Source organism: Yersinia canariae, assembly GCF_009831415.1.
GTDB lineage: Bacteria > Pseudomonadota > Gammaproteobacteria > Enterobacterales > Enterobacteriaceae > Yersinia > Yersinia canariae.
This window is the reverse complement of the sequence record NZ_CP043727.1, coordinates 686,009-701,073: the sequence shown is the minus strand read 5'-3', so window position 1 is coordinate 701,073 and position 15,065 is coordinate 686,009. Positions and strand designations below refer to the sequence as shown.

Here is a 15,065-nt window from a genome sequence, read left to right as displayed (position 1 = left end):
ATTAATCTGTGAAAAACAATAAACGTATTACCATCAACGATATTGCCAAGCTGGCTGGTGTGTCGAAGTCGACCACCAGTCTGGTGCTCAATGGACGTAGCAAGGAATATCGTGTTTCGGACGAAACGCGGGATCGTATTATTGCTCTGGCCAGCGAACATAACTATCAGCCGAGTTTCCACGCCCGCTCTCTGCGCTCAACCCGCAGCCACACCATAGGGTTGGTGGTGCCAGAGATGACTAACCACGGCTTTGCACTCATTTCGCGTGAGCTGGAAATGCTATGTCGCGAAGCAGGATTACAGCTGCTTATCGCCTGCACCGACGAAAACCCCGGCCAAGAAATGATGGCCGTAAACAGCTTGGTACAGCGCCAGGTCGATGGCCTGATTGTGGCCTCCAGCCAACTCAATGACGGCGAATATCAAAAAATTAATGCTCGCTTGCCGGTCGTGCAAATGGACCGATTGATTGGTGAGTCAGAATTGCCGTTGGTTATCACCGATTCCATCTCTTCTACCACAACTTTGGTCGAAAACGTTGCGCGCCAACACCCGCAAGAGTTTTACTTTCTCGGCGGCCAGCCCCGAATTTCGCCGACGAGAGACCGTTTAGCCGGCTTCCAGCAAGGGCTGAAACAAGCGGGTATCGAATGTCGCCCGGAGTGGATCCTCAACGGCCATTATTTGCCCAGCTCCGGTTATGAAATGATTGCCCAGCTTTGTGCCCAATTGGGCCGCCCTCCCAAAGCCGTATTTACCGCCGCCTGTGGCCTGTTGGAAGGGGTGCTGCGCTATCTTAATCAGCATCAGTTAATGGACAGTGATATTCATCTTTGCAGCTTTGATGACCACTATCTGTTTGATTGTTTGCCATTAAAAATAGATACCATCGCCCAGGATTGCCAAGGGTTGGCTCGCCATAGCTTCGAGATGATAACCGCGCTTATTGCCGAAACACCTTTGGCACAAAATAAGCTCATTCTGCCGGGCCAAATCCATTGGCGACATCCTGGCTCCAAGGCGCTGAATGAACAATTCTGAGCCGCTGGCAACATCAGCACTAGTGGGTTCGTGGCAGCGCTGCCAAAAACTGATGCAAGCCCAGCAATGGCGGGTGCCACACCGCGCGGCGGGAGCTACTTTCCAGTCAATTTGTCAGCGAAAAAATGACTTACTGGTGTTAGGTCAGGCCGCACTGGAAGATGCTTATGAATATATGGAATCACGCCATTGCGTCCTGTTAATTCTTGATGAAAGTGGCTGCACCTTGTGGCAATGCGGCCATCCGCAGACCATGAGCCAGCTGCGCGAGTTGGGGATTGATTGCGGCAGTTATTGGGCCGAAGGATTGATTGGCACCAATGCCCCGGCACTGGCCATCGCCGAAGGGCACCCGATACAGGTCAGTGGGCAGCAACATTTCAAACAGGCACTGCATCCGTGGCACTTCTGCGCCACTCCCGTGTATGACAACAGTGGCCGCCAACGGGCCGTCATTGTTTTGGGCAGTTTACTGGTTGATAACGCCGCCAGTGACCTGCCACTGACATTGGCCATCGCCCGAGAAATTGGTAATTACCTCCACGCCGACACTCTATTGGCAGAAACTAACCGCCATCTGAATGAACTCAATGCCCTGCTTGATGGGGTTGAAGACGGCGTAATGGCTTGGGATCAACGGGGTTGTTTGTTGTACCTTAACCGCCGAGCCGCGGCCATCTTACAACTCAATGAAACCAACAGTCTTGGCAAGCCAGTCACGGAATTGCTCACCCTCCCCGCCTTGCTGACCCATGCTATTTTGCACCGAAACCCTCTCAGTCATGTGGAAGTGACCTTTGAGAATCAGCAACAATTTATTCCTGCCTTGCTGACCCTCAAACCCATTCCTGACGGTGACCGTTGCGGCTTTATTGCACTTCTGCATCCGCAAGAATTACTGAGGCAAATGGTTCACAACCAATTAGGGCGAGCCAGTTATACTTTTGATGATATGCCCGTCGCGTCACTGGAAATGCGGCGCTTAATCCGTTACGGCAAGCAAGCCGCCAAAGGTCGCCATCCCATTTTACTGCATGGCGAAGAAGGGGTTGGTAAGCAACAATTAGGGCAGGCCATTCACAATGCCAGTAATCGCGCGCCCGGCCCTTATATCGTCTTGAATTGTCAGGCATTACCGCAAAATCTGATGGCGCGGGAATTTCTTGGCAGTGATGCCAGTGAAGGCGAATCAGGGCAGCCCAGCAAATTTGAATTAGCCAACGGCGGCACCTTATATCTGGAACAAGTCGAATATTTGTCGCCAGAAATGCAATCCGCACTGCTACAAATTGTCAAAACCGGCATGGTTATGCGGGTAAATTCCAATCGGGTTATCCCGGTGGATGTCCGGATAATTACGGCCACTGGCGCGGACCTCCCCTTGCTGGTGAAACAAGGCCATTTTCGACGTCAACTGTTCTATACCCTGCAATCTTTTGAGCTTCATATTCCCCCCTTACGCCAACGCCAGCAAGATATCCCGCTGCTGGTTCAGCACACACTGGCAAGCCTCGGGCAACATTTTCACTGCCAATATCAGCCGGACGAAAGTGTCATTCGCCAGCTATGCCAATACCCTTGGCCGGGTAATGATCAGGAACTGAAAAGTGTGGTGGAGAGAGCCGCGATGGCCTGCCGCAACAATAGAATAAATCTCAATGACCTACCTGAGCATCTGCTTGGCGAAAAATTGCTACTGGAACCGGATATGCCCCAACCCCAGCCAGTCTTATCACTGCAAGAATTAGAAAGACAGGCCATTATTCGTGCCGCGCTGGTTTGCCAAGGCCAATTAAATGAAATGGCGGCCTTATTGGGCATAGGCCGCACCACATTATGGCGAAAAGTGAAACTCCACCGGCTGGATATACACCAATTTAAGGGGGGCGAATCGCTGCCGGTTTGATATCAATAAACAGCCCAGTCAGGAAAAATAATTGTCATTGCGTGATCCTTAGTGACTGATATTCGCCAGATTAAACTCACGTTGCGTTATTACTGATAATGTAAAAGATAATTTTAGTAGCAAGAAAAACGCAATACACAAAATTAAAAATAATCCCATTCTCTCAAATAACATTTTCAGAGTTATGAAAAAAATCATAATAACAGGAATTTATTTAAAGTCACTCAGGGAAATTGAAAATAATTTCAATAACGGATATGAGTAAAATAAGTCTGTTATATATGAATGTTACTGATTAAATACATCCCCACATAGAAACAAGTAAAAGACATTAAGAATATATACTTTGATCAACATATATATTGCCACATATTTATAAAAGCTTGCCGAAGAGAGAACTTTGAGATATAAAAACAACGAAATAAAAAATCAGACACACCATTATAAAACAATAAAATTAAGATATATATATTGTGTTATTTATCAAAATTAATATAGTTTATCAATAACAATCTAGTGAGATAGGATATTTATTTTATGGGAATAAAATATAAAATCATTCAATTTAATACAAATGAATTTGGTATAAATATAAAATCAATTAAAGATGAACTATCGTTTAGTACATTAGCTTGGGACACTAATGATATAAAATTATCCCAATTAAGATTTCTTATCAATAAATGCTTTGCGCATAGAAAAATGATTATGCAGGAGGCTCAACGCTATCTTGATGAGAGTCCAGTTCCTGACAATATTCAAACCCTGATATCTACATTATCCATACCAGATAAAAAAATCTTTTACGCCTTTAAGTCCTTTAGAAAAAGAGGTATTAGCCAGTTTTGTGTTGAATATATTGATAATCAATGGGAAGTTAATCATATTGACCTTCCCCCGTTAACCCACTTTACTCAACATGCTGATCATAAATTAGATTTAAGACAATTAATACGCCGGTTTCCGCCAATGGATCGAGCCGCAATCCATTCTCCGACATTGAAGATATTGATTAAAAAGTTCATTGAAATGTTGTGCGAATGCGAACCGAAGAGAGATCTAAAAAAGATTGAAGTCACTTGCCATCAAGTATCTTTGATTATAGATAACACAACACATCCTGTTTCTAACTCACCTGAAGGGTTACATCAGGATGGGAGTAATTATATTGTTTCTGCATTAGTCATTGATAAATATAATATTGAGGGCGGTATAAGTAAACTCTATTGTACTGAAAAAGATAGACTCATCAAATCCCATACACTGGAGTGTGGCGAGGGATTATTCCATATAGATAAAAACTCGACAATTTGGCATCAAGTAACACCTATAAAATTAAAGGAACCCTCAATAAAGATGGGATATAGGAATATATTAGGATTTGATTTCAATTATATATCGTGAATATAACCTCAATGAAACTAATGTAATGATTATAAAAAAAAAGCAAGAAAAACAAAGTATCATATTATCGATACTCTTTTTTATTCATGGCGTTACCTATGCAAGCTTGGTCCCATGGATTCCAGATTTAAAAGAAAGATTTAATCTCAGTAATTATATGGTTGGAATCATGGTGTCGGCCATACCAGCTGGATCGATAATTTTTGGTTTATTATCTAAGAAGCTTATCAATTTTATGGGGTTATATTGGGCCACAAATATAACATTTTTATTATTAATTATTGCAATATCAACAGTTGCATTTTCATCATCGTGGTATGAAATAACATTATTACTTTTTCTGTTTGGTGTTTTTGATTCCTGGGGGGATACATGTATCAATGTGCAGGCCATCAATATACAGAGATCATATGGGAAAAGTTTAATTAATAGGCTACATGGTGTAGGCAGTATCGGTACAATATGGGGAGGGTTTGTTGCCGTAATGGCAATTGGTTTTGGGTTTTCAATGGGTCAATTCAACCTTATATTATTCATGATAAATTTAACAATGTTTATTATGTATATTCTACTATTCCAAACAACACGCACAGTGAGTTATATTTATTTACATAAAAAACCGCACAAAGAACAGAAAATAATATCATCAGAAACTAAGCTATATATTATAGCCTTAATAATACTTGTATTCACATGTAGTATAGAAGAGGCCGCTAGCATCTGGGGAGCAATATACATGAAGGATATTTATAATGCCTCCTCAATTATTTCCGGCGTACCTTACCTCGCGTGTCAAATATGTATGGTAATTGGTCGTATATTTGGCGATCATTTCACAAATAACTGGGGTGAGATGCTAACATTAAAATATGGAATATTATTGTCGATGTTTGGAATAGTATTAATAATATGTGTTAATTCATCTTATTTTACAATATTCGGATTTTCTCTCATTGGTTTAGGAATATCTGTGGTATTTCCATTAACAATCTCATTTATTGGACAACTACCCAATATAAATGCGACTAGCGGGATTACTTTTGCCACTTGGATGTCAAGAGTTGGCTTACTGATTTCCCCGCCATTAATAGGTATATTGGCAGATTTAACCTCACTGAGAACCGCTTTTATAGCCATGTTGATTAGTTGCATATTAATCTTTTTATTAATTAATATTTTAGCCATAAAATCAATTAGACCGAGCAGTTAATATCAGGAGATAAATAATGAAGAAAATGAAGTGGGCGATCATATCAGGAGATGGCCTCCCAACCAGCGGTTTATTAACTATATTTAGAAACGTGGCTGAAATAGCCATAAAAAATAATATTATAATTAATGAAATACCTACCGATCTTGGATTTTCATGGCGGCCAGACAAAATCAATTTCTTCCCTCATGGCAGCCCGGGATCATACTATCCAACATGGATGAAGGTGAGTTCTATTCATGATTATTCAATATGCAAAGAAGACTTCAGCAATGACTTCACCCATTTAAGGAATGAAATCGCTAAATATGAATCTTTAATAAATTCAGAAATTATAGATATTAAAAGAAAGATAAATTTAATTTCTGAATATTATAAAAATTACTTTATTAATTGGCTTAAAGATAATGAGATTGACTGGTTATTCTGCTTAAACATGACACTTTCCGATGCTGTCCCAGTAAATCTGGCTATCCATAATGCGGCAAAAGAGTATTGGGTGGAAAAAAAATACGGCGGTGTAATTTTCTGGGAACATGATCTTTTTGGTAGCTATAGTATCTATGAACATGCGGAAAGACTATACCCAAAAACACCTAATCCCTTGACTCCGATACCACAAAATAATACCCATACCAAATGGATAGTCGCATCAGAAGCGCTGGCAAATGAATGCCGATGCTATCCAACAGAATTAGCTGTAGATGTCATTCCAAATATATTACCTTCTATAGATAAATCTGGATTTAATGCAGTTCACAGTGAATTTTTAAATCAGCATAATATACCCGCTGGTTCTCCCGTTATCATTGTTCCTGTCAGGGTATTTAGAGTCAAAGGTATCGAAATATCAATTGATGTTTTTAGTTCCCTGCTTGATATTTATAAAAAGAAAGACTTATGTACTCCTAAATTATTTATATTTGGAAATATGAATGAGGATCCTGAATATGCACTTTGCCTAAAAATGCAAGTTAACGCTTTGAATCTTAATGATGACATCATATTTTTAGATGAGGTTCCGCTTCAAACTTATAAGAGTAATGATAACCGTTGGTATCTGGATGAGATTGATTTACTCATCATATGTCATGCTTTATCTGGGGCTGTTTTATTCACCCCAAATGTCGACAATGTTGAAAGTGTTGGTTTAGGGCCTGCGCTCGCGGCTATTGCAGGGGTCCCATGCGCCGTTACTGAATATACTGCGTTCACTGAGTTTTATGGCGCCGAATATCATCATATAAAAGTGAACTCCGATGCCCCTGCGAATGCTGCGCCGCAGTTATTTGAATGGATGCGTAAGCATGCTGCTGGTGAAGTAGATATTAAAATTAAGCTAGCCAGTAATAAACGTCTGGTTCAATCAAAATTCCCAGAAAATCCATGGCATGAATTTATACATAAATTGCGAGGTGAATTGTCCGACTCTAACTTAAATCCATTAGTTTTTAAATAAACTTTTCTTTTAGAGGATACATCATGAATATCATAGAGACGCTCCCAAAAAAGGCGGCGGAGATTCCTGAAAAAATCAATATTCTGATATTAGGTGGAGGAATGTCAGGATTAGAATTAGCTAAACATTTAAATAACAGAGAAGTGGAAAACATAGTTGTTATAGAGGCGGGGCCAGCGGATGATTGTAATCACATAAATGCAGGAGAAGAATATCTACAAGCCAATGAATTTTGGAAAAATGAAGACTCAGATAAATATGCTTATCGTTCATGGCAATCTTTAAGTGAACCTCATTTCTCAAAAGGAACCTGCCTACGGCGAAGAGTAGGTGGCCGCTCACTCTATTGGCATGGTGTTATCTTGCCAATAGATTCCGAAATTCTCAAACACTGGCCTCCAAAGATTGTCAGTGACCTGACAGAGAGCTGGTTAGGAGGCCCATCCCTTTATAGCCAAGTACAGTCTGAAATATTAGCATGGGCTGAAAAAAATTATGATGCTGACTATTCTTTCAAATTTACTCATTTTGAATTTAAGGTCACCCCGCAAGTCATCAAAATACAAGGAGAATCTGGCCGTTGGGAAGCTTATTCGCCCCTATCTTATTGGAAAGAAGATGATAAATTCAGAAACAGCCCCCTTATTATTTCTGGATATGAAGCTATCGCGATTATTATTAGGAATGGGAAATGTATCGGTGCAAAATTAAGAGAAATTGCATCCGATAAAATACATGACGTATTAGCCGATAAATGCGTGCTTGCCTTAGGTACAATTGAGAATTCACGTTTAGCGGCCCAATCACTCTATGATACAGGTAATTTGATAGAGAAAAAAATCACCGGTCTTGTTGATCATATTGTGCAAGGATTTAATGTCACATTTGAGCATGACAAAGCCCCGGCTAAAATGGGTAAGTTAATTGACAGCCATCCCGACACTATATTTTTCAGCCCCAGCATCTCTGGGGAAAGATTTAATTTATTCTTCACAATCAGTAGGTCAGAATTTGGCATTGAACTAGAAGTATGGACGATGGGTGAACAAATCCCTTCGACTCTAGGAAATATTAGCATAACAACAGATGATGAAATCATGCCATTATCTATTTTATGTAATTTAGTAAATGCAGATAATATATTAATACAAAAGGAACAAGACGAGTTAAATATATTCTGGCGTGAAGTCTGTGACAGTAAAAAAATGCCATTTGAGCCATTAGCTTTTGAAGCAGGATTCATTATTCATGCACGCACGATGGGAGATGTTCATCATCAGTTTCGGTCCCCTTCCAGAGTTGTCAATTACAATGTACCTACAACCTGGATTAGCCCACTGGGGACTGAAAACCATGAAAGTAGTACTCTGCCCCTCGGAGCGGTATTAAATGATAATCATGAGTTTAATCATATAAGTAATCTATTTGCTGTTGGCCCTAGCACATTTCCACGGCCAGGTGCTGCCAACCCATCATTAACAACACTTGCCCTATCCCGTAGGCTGGCTTATTTACTTAACTGACAACTCAACTGACTCTATTGTAAATTAATAAGGATATTAATTATGCATAAACCAATTTACATTCTTGGCACTGCCCTATCCCATGATGGTTCAACATGCCTAATGAAAGACGGTGAAATTATATTCGCAATCGAGAAAGAAAGAATATCGAGAATAAAGCATGATGGGTTTAATGATAATGATACAATTCAGTACTGTTTAGATGCTGCGGGTATTGAATATAACGATCTCACATTAATTGTAGAGCAAAATTCTCATAACCCACTTTTTAGCGAGCAATTAGAATACCGGAAAAATCGAGTCCTACCGCCCATGGTGCCTATTGTCACGCTTTCCCATCACTTAGCTCATGCTTACAGTGCAATAGGTACATCCCCTTTTGACGATATGGGCGTCGTCATTATTGATGGACATGGTGGTAGCGTAGACAGTTGTAATGACATTATAACAAATATATCTGGTGCAGATAACATTCATATTAATAACCGTTATCGTTACTGGGAAACATGCAGCTACTATATTTATCAAAATGGCAAGATGGTCCCCATATTTAAAGACTTCTCTCGTTGGGTAAATAGGAAAGACAGGAAAATTCATCCCGCCTCAACTTGGGAAATAGAAAATTCTATTGGTGAGTTTTATGAAGGTATAGCACTGTATATTTTTGGTGAACTCGACTGTGCGGGTAAATTAATGGGGTTGGCCCCCTATGGGAGAAAGGATATTATCAACTGGAAACCTTTCTTTTTCAATGCCGGAAAAGTGATATTACGGAATGATTGGTGGGAAAATATTGACCCATTACTCAATACTCATCCCACGCATTTTAACGATAATTTCCAATATTATGCTGACCTGGCCTATTGGGCACAAACCCAGCTTGAAGAAGCCTTATTCTATCTGTTCAATTATTACTATCAACTTCATCCTATGAAGAACTTTGCTTATGCCGGCGGGGTCGCATTAAATGCAACAGCTAATGAAAAACTCATTAACAGATGTGAGTTCGATAATTTATATATTCAACCGGCAGCGGGCGATAATGGGCTTTCTATAGGGTGTTGTTATTATGGCTGGTTGGAAGTCCTTAAAAAAGAGCGAATCAAGCATTCAGGTTCGACTTTTTTTGGCAAGAACTATGATGATGTTAGTGTGACAACCGAGCTTGAAGAGCAAGCTGATAAGATTGAATACGCTTACTGTGAAGATATTGAAACCATGGCAGCGGCGGCCATTGCCTCAGGTCATGTTATTGCCTGGTTCCAAGGTGGGTCTGAGTTCGGGCCACGCGCCTTAGGAAACAGAAGTATCCTGGCGGATCCCCGCAGTTCACAAATGAAAGATCATATTAATGCCAATGTGAAGTTTCGGGAGGATTTCCGGCCTTTTGCCCCCGCCGTTTTGCATGAAAAAGTGCATGATTATTTCCATTTAAATCATGATAGTGACTACATGCTATTTATTGCTTATGTAAAAGAACAATACCGAACTGACCTCCCCTCAATTGTTCATGTCGATGGAAGTGCTCGCGTCCAAACGGTTAAAGACGATATAAATAAAAAATTCCATAAATTGATAGCCGCTTTTTTTGAAGAGACCAGAATACCTATATTGCTGAATACCTCATTGAATATTAAAGGGATGCCAATAGTTGAAACACCAAAGGATGTGATTAACTTATTTTTAAGCTGTGGTTTGGACCTCTTATTTATCAACAACTATAGAGTATCAAAGAAAAAATCACCTGTTAAGACAGCAGGATGCCTATAAATTATATTTCTCGTTAAAACTTCGAGGTTTTATATGCAAGGAAACATATTTCCAATCCATAAAAAAAACAATCTAAAAATAGGTATAGTTCATCTTTCCACGGAAGGCATTCAAATTTTTGTTGGAGGGGTTGGCTCTTATATCAGAGGGCAAATTCAGGCACTAAGTGAGGTAATTGATTTACTGGCTGCTCATGATATAGGGTTAGAGCCACATTTTATTGAAATTGCATACAGCAAATATAATGAATTCTTTGATACAGATTGTCGCGATTATTATATAAAAAAAATTCATGAAATGGGAGGGACATTCTCAACAGTGCCAAATATGACCTTGGGTAACGGAGTGGGATGTTTATGGCCCTATGGCGATGCTTTTCTCGGTGACTTACAAAACTGGAAGATATCCTCTGCTGCTGCTGCTGCAAAAATTATTGATATCAGTGAGAATTACGATATTACTTTAGCATTCTGTCATGAACTGCCATTCTCATTTACACCTTTAATTGCCAGCTTACATACCGCAGTCGAAGGAGCAAATCTAAAGATTATCTATGTCTCCCACGGCACCGCATTTAATCATGAAATGCCATTACCCAATCCTGAGCGGTTGATGGCTGAATCATTACCCATTCAATGGGCAAAGATTGATTCTAATATTAAGCTCGGTACTATCAGCAATTTCCTGGCTAATCACTTAGTTTCAGAATATGGTGCTGACCCGCAAACATTTATACCGGTTCCCGCGGGGATAAATATCAGTGACCCATGGTATCGGATACGCAGTGAGCAAGAGATTGGCGACACATTATCTGCTTACGGAATATCACTCGACCATCCGCTGGCAATAACACTAGGGAGAGGTGTGTATTATAAGCGCTATGATTTGTTGCTTAAAGCAGCGAGTTATCTGGGTAATGATATACATACTGTTATCGTGAGTGATCCTGTCTTGCCAGAATTATCAGCATTAGCCAGCCAACTTGATGCGCATACTTCAATTATAAATTCGTTTGATCGCGAACTGATGGCTTGCCTAATCCAGTGGCGTAATACGCGGGTGTGTGTTCTGTCTGCTGAAAATGAACCGAATGGACTTATTCCTATGGAGTCACGCTGGTTAGCAAGAGAACAGGGAGCTTTATTAATTGTGGCCGACTCTGGCGGTCTGCGAGAACAAGTTGAAGAGGGTATTAATGGGTTCTTGCATATTCCGGGGGATGCTGCAAATTTAGCCGAAGTTATACACCATGTTTGCCAATTAACTGAGTTTGAAATAGATAAAATCAGACAAGCAAGTACTGCACTAATAGCAGAGCGCTATAACTGGAAAAACCAGATTCTAACGCCACTGAGTTGCTTAATACCTCAAATAGCAGCCCTGAATTAAGGCTGCTATCTCAACAGATTATAGCGGCTGGAGACTAAACCGTTTACTGGAGTTTGAGCACTCCAGTTGCGGTATCCAATAAGGCTTTTTGGCCATTGTGGCTAGCCCCAAGGCAACCAATAGCACCAACTAACATCGGAATATCCAATTCTGTTGCCAGAATCGCACTGTGAGAAAGGATATGTCCTTTACTTAAACAGATACCTTTTACTTGCTGGTGATTCAAACCAATCATTTGTGAAGGGAATAACTCCTCAGCCAATAATAAAATCTCACTGTCGACTGCAATAGGAACTGGCGGTAATCCTGTCAGATGACCTAAAGTGCGATTAAGAATATCTCGAATATCCAGCTCTCGGACGCGCAGATAGTCATCATTCAGTGCCTGATAGTCAGCCACCATAGCCATTAACTCATCTTGTAATGCCGATTCTGCACAAATCCGTTGTTGTTCTATCCGCTTATCCATTGCCGCATATAATTCTTCATCATCAATTAGCATGGCATGTGCAGTAAAGATAGCCGCCGCCTGAGCACCAATCTGTTGCTCCGCCAGCTGTGCCAACTGCTGTAAATCGGCCAAAGTGTGTGCTAAAGCCTGATGCAAACGCAATTGTTCGTTAGCAATATTCCCGGCACTAATGGTTTGCGGTAAAAACACCGGAATAGCAGGTAACCACTGGAATATGGGCGCAGTAATGGCCCCACGGGGAACCATTATGCCGCTGAATCCACTGTCACTGGTGGTGGTGACAGATTCGCCAAAGTGCTGATGGGCCAGTTGCATAAAAGCATCCAGTGCCTCCCCTGCTTGCTCGCCGCTGGCCAGTAAACGAATAGTATCGCCTTTGCGTACTTGCAAAATGGCAAGCTGATTCAGGCTACGAGGATTAACGCATTGACCGTTTTTTTCCAGTAGTAAATCTGCGGCAAACGGTGCTAATACGTCGACCAATTTAGCCGCCGGGCGGACATGTAGCCCATTCGGGTTGCGCACCACCCAACTGACACTCTGGGCATCAGGTGCCGCCTTGGCCATTTCACCACTACTGGCCGCGGGTGGAGTGACACTTTCACCTAACTGTGTCGCTTTAGCTGCCAAAGCCCCCATTGCTTCGGCACGTACCTCGTCCAGCGATGCCCCGGATGATGCAGCAACCACCGCAGCCAACGTCCCTTCGACCAGTGGTGCGGCGCAGAGTTGTACATTTTTCGCCATTTCGGGGTCTAATAACTCCAGTGCCGTTTCAGCACTGAGTAATGCGCTGCCTAAATCCATCAGCACCAATACACCTGATGGGGAATAGACCAATTCAATGGCCTCCATCACTTTAATAGCATCCGTGCCGATAGGATGGTCCAGGTCGTCTACACCGGCAGCCACCGCTAACTGGCAGCCCCCTTGTGTCATTTGCTGTGCCAGTTCGGCCACACCCTGAGCCAGCAGCGCGCTATGAGAAACTACAACGAGATTGACCATCTTTCCTCCTGATAACTTTGTCGGTTGAGCCACATTAGTGGCTGGCAACCTGCCACAGAGCTTGCATCATCAACATCGCTGATGTCGCCCCTGGGTCTTGATGGCCAATGCTTCGCTCGCCAAGATAACTGGCGCGGCCTTTGCGGGCCTGCATAGTGATAGTCCCTGCCAATGCAAGCTGCGCACTTTCAACCGCTTGCTGTAATGCATCCACCAGCGGCACCCCCTGCTGGTTGGCCTGCTCAAGCTGCGCCACCACCGCCCACCAGACATCACACATGGTTTTATCGCCCGGCTCAGCTTTGCCGCGCATCACAACCCCGTCGACACCATCTTTAAACATCTGGCAGACTGCGGGCAAATCCAGGCTTTGCTTGGCGTTGGTACTTTGTGCGGCACGAATAAAGAAAGTGCCAAACAGAGGGCCACTCGCCCCGCCAACACTTGAAAGCAGGGTCATACCGGTATTTTTTAGAATGAAACCGATATCTTTATCAGCAAAAGATGGTAATTTTTCGACCACTTTATTGAACCCACGATTCATATTCAGGCCGTGGTCGCCATCCCCGATTTCAGTATCCAGTTGCGTCAGAAAATCTCGTTGTTCACTGAAAACCTCAGCACAAAGTTGCAACCAACTGACAATTTGTTGTTTGGTAAGTCCCATGATTTTCTCCTGGCACATTATTGTTTTCTAAAATTTTTTGTCCAAAAGCCTACCTATACTCATGTCAGTGGAGTTGTAGGTAGGCGATAAGTCAGCATTCGGATGATAAAAGCCCTGCAACTTCAAGTACGAATGGCATCAGCAGCCCCAACGCAGGGCTGGGGTATTAACTGGCGCATCCCAGAGAGACAGCAGTTCATCATCCACTTTCAATAGCGTGATAGACATACCTTGCATATCCAATGAGGTGCAATAAGAGCCGATCAGTTTGCGCTCAATGGTCAAACCAAAATCTGCACAGCAGGCGGCCAGACGATGCCAAACACCATAAAGCTCTGATAGAGGTGTTGCCCCCAAATTATTGACCAGAACAATGACTCGGTCACCTTTCGCCAGTGGCTGCTTGCTTTGGCGCGTCTCACTCCAGTCTTCTGCTTGTCTATCCCAGTGGCGTAATGTGCGCTGGTAGCTACCATGCTCAATCAGGGTTTGGAACATGCCGTCAACGGTGTCATTCAAAGAGGTAAATGGCCGCCGTTCAATGCCGGGTTCGCCATGGATCCCCACCCCAAATTCCATCTCGTTTTCAGCTAACGTAAAGGACGGTTTGCCCGCTGCTGGCACAGTACATGCCCCCAGAGCAATACCGATAGAGTGCCCCTGGTTATTGATTTTCTGGCCGAGCGCCACGCATTCATCTAGTGAATCACCACGAACCGCAGCAGCCCCGAGTAATTTTTCAATAATGACCGTATTGGCCACTCCCCGCCGCCCGGCGGTATACAGGCTATCTTTGACAGCCACATCATCATCAATGACTAATGTCCCAACTGCGGTTCCTTCGGCATGCAACAGTTCTGTCGCAGTTTCAAAATTAAGAATATCGCCAGTGTAATTCTTAATTAGCATTAGCACGCCCTGCCCGCCATCAATGGCTTGGCCGCATTCATACATTTGATCTGGAGTCGGTGAGGTGAAAATCTCACCAGGACATGCACCATCCAGCATGCCTTCGCCGATAAAACCACAGTGCATAGGTTCATGGCCACTGCCGCCGCCGGACATCAATGCCACTTTGCCCTTCACCGGTGCATCTATCCGCGTAATAAAAAGAGGTTCCTGATGCAATACCAGCTCAGGATGGGCCGCAACCAATCCCTGAATTTGTTCCTGTAATACACTCTCAACGCTGTTAATTAATTTTTTCATTTTAT

11 protein-coding genes are annotated in these 15,065 nt (G+C 42.4%); 8 read left to right on the top strand and 3 right to left on the bottom strand.

The genetic code is table 11. From position 1 onward, the window contains the following. Positions 1 to 8 precede the first annotated feature (8 nt). From F0T03_RS03320 to F0T03_RS03285, 8 genes are all read left to right on the top strand, one after another. Complete coding sequence (locus F0T03_RS03320; protein ID WP_145556213.1) at positions 9 to 1,043, top strand: LacI family DNA-binding transcriptional regulator; 1,035 nt, start codon at positions 9 to 11, stop codon at positions 1,041 to 1,043. Next, entirely contained in the window at positions 1,030 to 2,949 is a 1,920-nt protein-coding gene (dhaR, locus tag F0T03_RS03315; RefSeq protein WP_145556214.1) for a dihydroxyacetone kinase operon transcriptional regulator DhaR, read from the top strand. The genes F0T03_RS03320 and dhaR overlap by 14 nt, the downstream gene beginning before the upstream one ends. A 537-nt stretch (positions 2,950 to 3,486) precedes the next feature. Then, positions 3,487 to 4,353: a 2OG-Fe dioxygenase family protein gene (locus F0T03_RS03310; RefSeq protein ID WP_159677229.1), complete on the top strand. Its 867-nt coding sequence runs from the start codon at positions 3,487 to 3,489 to the stop codon at positions 4,351 to 4,353. A 25-nt stretch (positions 4,354 to 4,378) separates the two neighbouring features. After that, positions 4,379 to 5,563 (top strand): MFS transporter, encoded by a 1,185-nt coding sequence (locus F0T03_RS03305; RefSeq protein WP_145562098.1) that lies wholly within the window; start codon positions 4,379 to 4,381, stop codon positions 5,561 to 5,563. Between the two features lie 16 nt (positions 5,564 to 5,579). Next, positions 5,580 to 7,022, top strand: a complete 1,443-nt coding sequence (locus tag F0T03_RS03300; RefSeq protein WP_159677228.1) for a glycosyltransferase family protein — start codon at positions 5,580 to 5,582, stop codon at positions 7,020 to 7,022. A 23-nt stretch (positions 7,023 to 7,045) separates the two neighbouring features. Next, entirely contained in the window at positions 7,046 to 8,545 is a 1,500-nt protein-coding gene (locus F0T03_RS03295; RefSeq protein WP_159677227.1) for a GMC oxidoreductase, read from the top strand. A 42-nt stretch (positions 8,546 to 8,587) separates the two neighbouring features. Beyond that, positions 8,588 to 10,315, top strand: coding sequence for a carbamoyltransferase family protein (locus tag F0T03_RS03290; protein WP_159677226.1), 1,728 nt, complete (start codon positions 8,588 to 8,590; stop codon positions 10,313 to 10,315). A 33-nt stretch (positions 10,316 to 10,348) separates the two neighbouring features. Then, positions 10,349 to 11,704, top strand: a complete 1,356-nt coding sequence (locus F0T03_RS03285) for a glycosyltransferase family 4 protein (RefSeq protein WP_162526862.1) — start codon at positions 10,349 to 10,351, stop codon at positions 11,702 to 11,704. A gap of 43 nt (positions 11,705 to 11,747) precedes the next feature. Here F0T03_RS03285 and dhaM read toward each other — a convergent pair whose 3' ends face one another. The 3 genes from dhaM to dhaK all read right to left on the bottom strand — a co-directional run bounded on the left by dhaM (position 11,748) and on the right by dhaK (position 15,060). Beyond that, positions 11,748 to 13,184, bottom strand: a complete 1,437-nt coding sequence (gene dhaM / locus F0T03_RS03280; RefSeq protein ID WP_159677225.1) for a dihydroxyacetone kinase phosphoryl donor subunit DhaM — start codon at positions 13,182 to 13,184, stop codon at positions 11,748 to 11,750. Between the two features lie 34 nt (positions 13,185 to 13,218). Next, positions 13,219 to 13,851, bottom strand: a complete 633-nt coding sequence (gene dhaL, locus F0T03_RS03275) for a dihydroxyacetone kinase subunit DhaL (protein WP_145554223.1) — start codon at positions 13,849 to 13,851, stop codon at positions 13,219 to 13,221. 138 nt (positions 13,852 to 13,989) lie between these two features. Next, complete coding sequence (gene dhaK, locus F0T03_RS03270) at positions 13,990 to 15,060, bottom strand: dihydroxyacetone kinase subunit DhaK (protein WP_145554225.1); 1,071 nt, start codon at positions 15,058 to 15,060, stop codon at positions 13,990 to 13,992. Positions 15,061 to 15,065: the final 5 nt, after the last annotated feature.

What these genes read in the sequence shown, in the direction of transcription:
- dhaR (WP_145556214.1), top strand. Translation starts at nt 1,030, where the DNA reads ATGAACAATTCTGAGCCGCTGGCAACATCAGCACTAGTGGGTTCGTGG.
- F0T03_RS03310 (WP_159677229.1), top strand. Translation starts at nt 3,487, where the DNA reads ATGGGAATAAAATATAAAATCATTCAATTTAATACAAATGAATTTGGT.
- F0T03_RS03305 (WP_145562098.1), top strand. Translation starts at nt 4,379, where the DNA reads ATGATTATAAAAAAAAAGCAAGAAAAACAAAGTATCATATTATCGATA.
- F0T03_RS03300 (WP_159677228.1), top strand. Translation starts at nt 5,580, where the DNA reads ATGAAGAAAATGAAGTGGGCGATCATATCAGGAGATGGCCTCCCAACC.
- F0T03_RS03295 (WP_159677227.1), top strand. Translation starts at nt 7,046, where the DNA reads ATGAATATCATAGAGACGCTCCCAAAAAAGGCGGCGGAGATTCCTGAA.
- F0T03_RS03290 (WP_159677226.1), top strand. Translation starts at nt 8,588, where the DNA reads ATGCATAAACCAATTTACATTCTTGGCACTGCCCTATCCCATGATGGT.
- F0T03_RS03285 (WP_162526862.1), top strand. Translation starts at nt 10,349, where the DNA reads ATGCAAGGAAACATATTTCCAATCCATAAAAAAAACAATCTAAAAATA.
- dhaM (WP_159677225.1), bottom strand. Translation starts at nt 13,184, where the DNA reads ATGGTCAATCTCGTTGTAGTTTCTCATAGCGCGCTGCTGGCTCAGGGT.
- dhaL (WP_145554223.1), bottom strand. Translation starts at nt 13,851, where the DNA reads ATGGGACTTACCAAACAACAAATTGTCAGTTGGTTGCAACTTTGTGCT.
- dhaK (WP_145554225.1), bottom strand. Translation starts at nt 15,060, where the DNA reads ATGAAAAAATTAATTAACAGCGTTGAGAGTGTATTACAGGAACAAATT.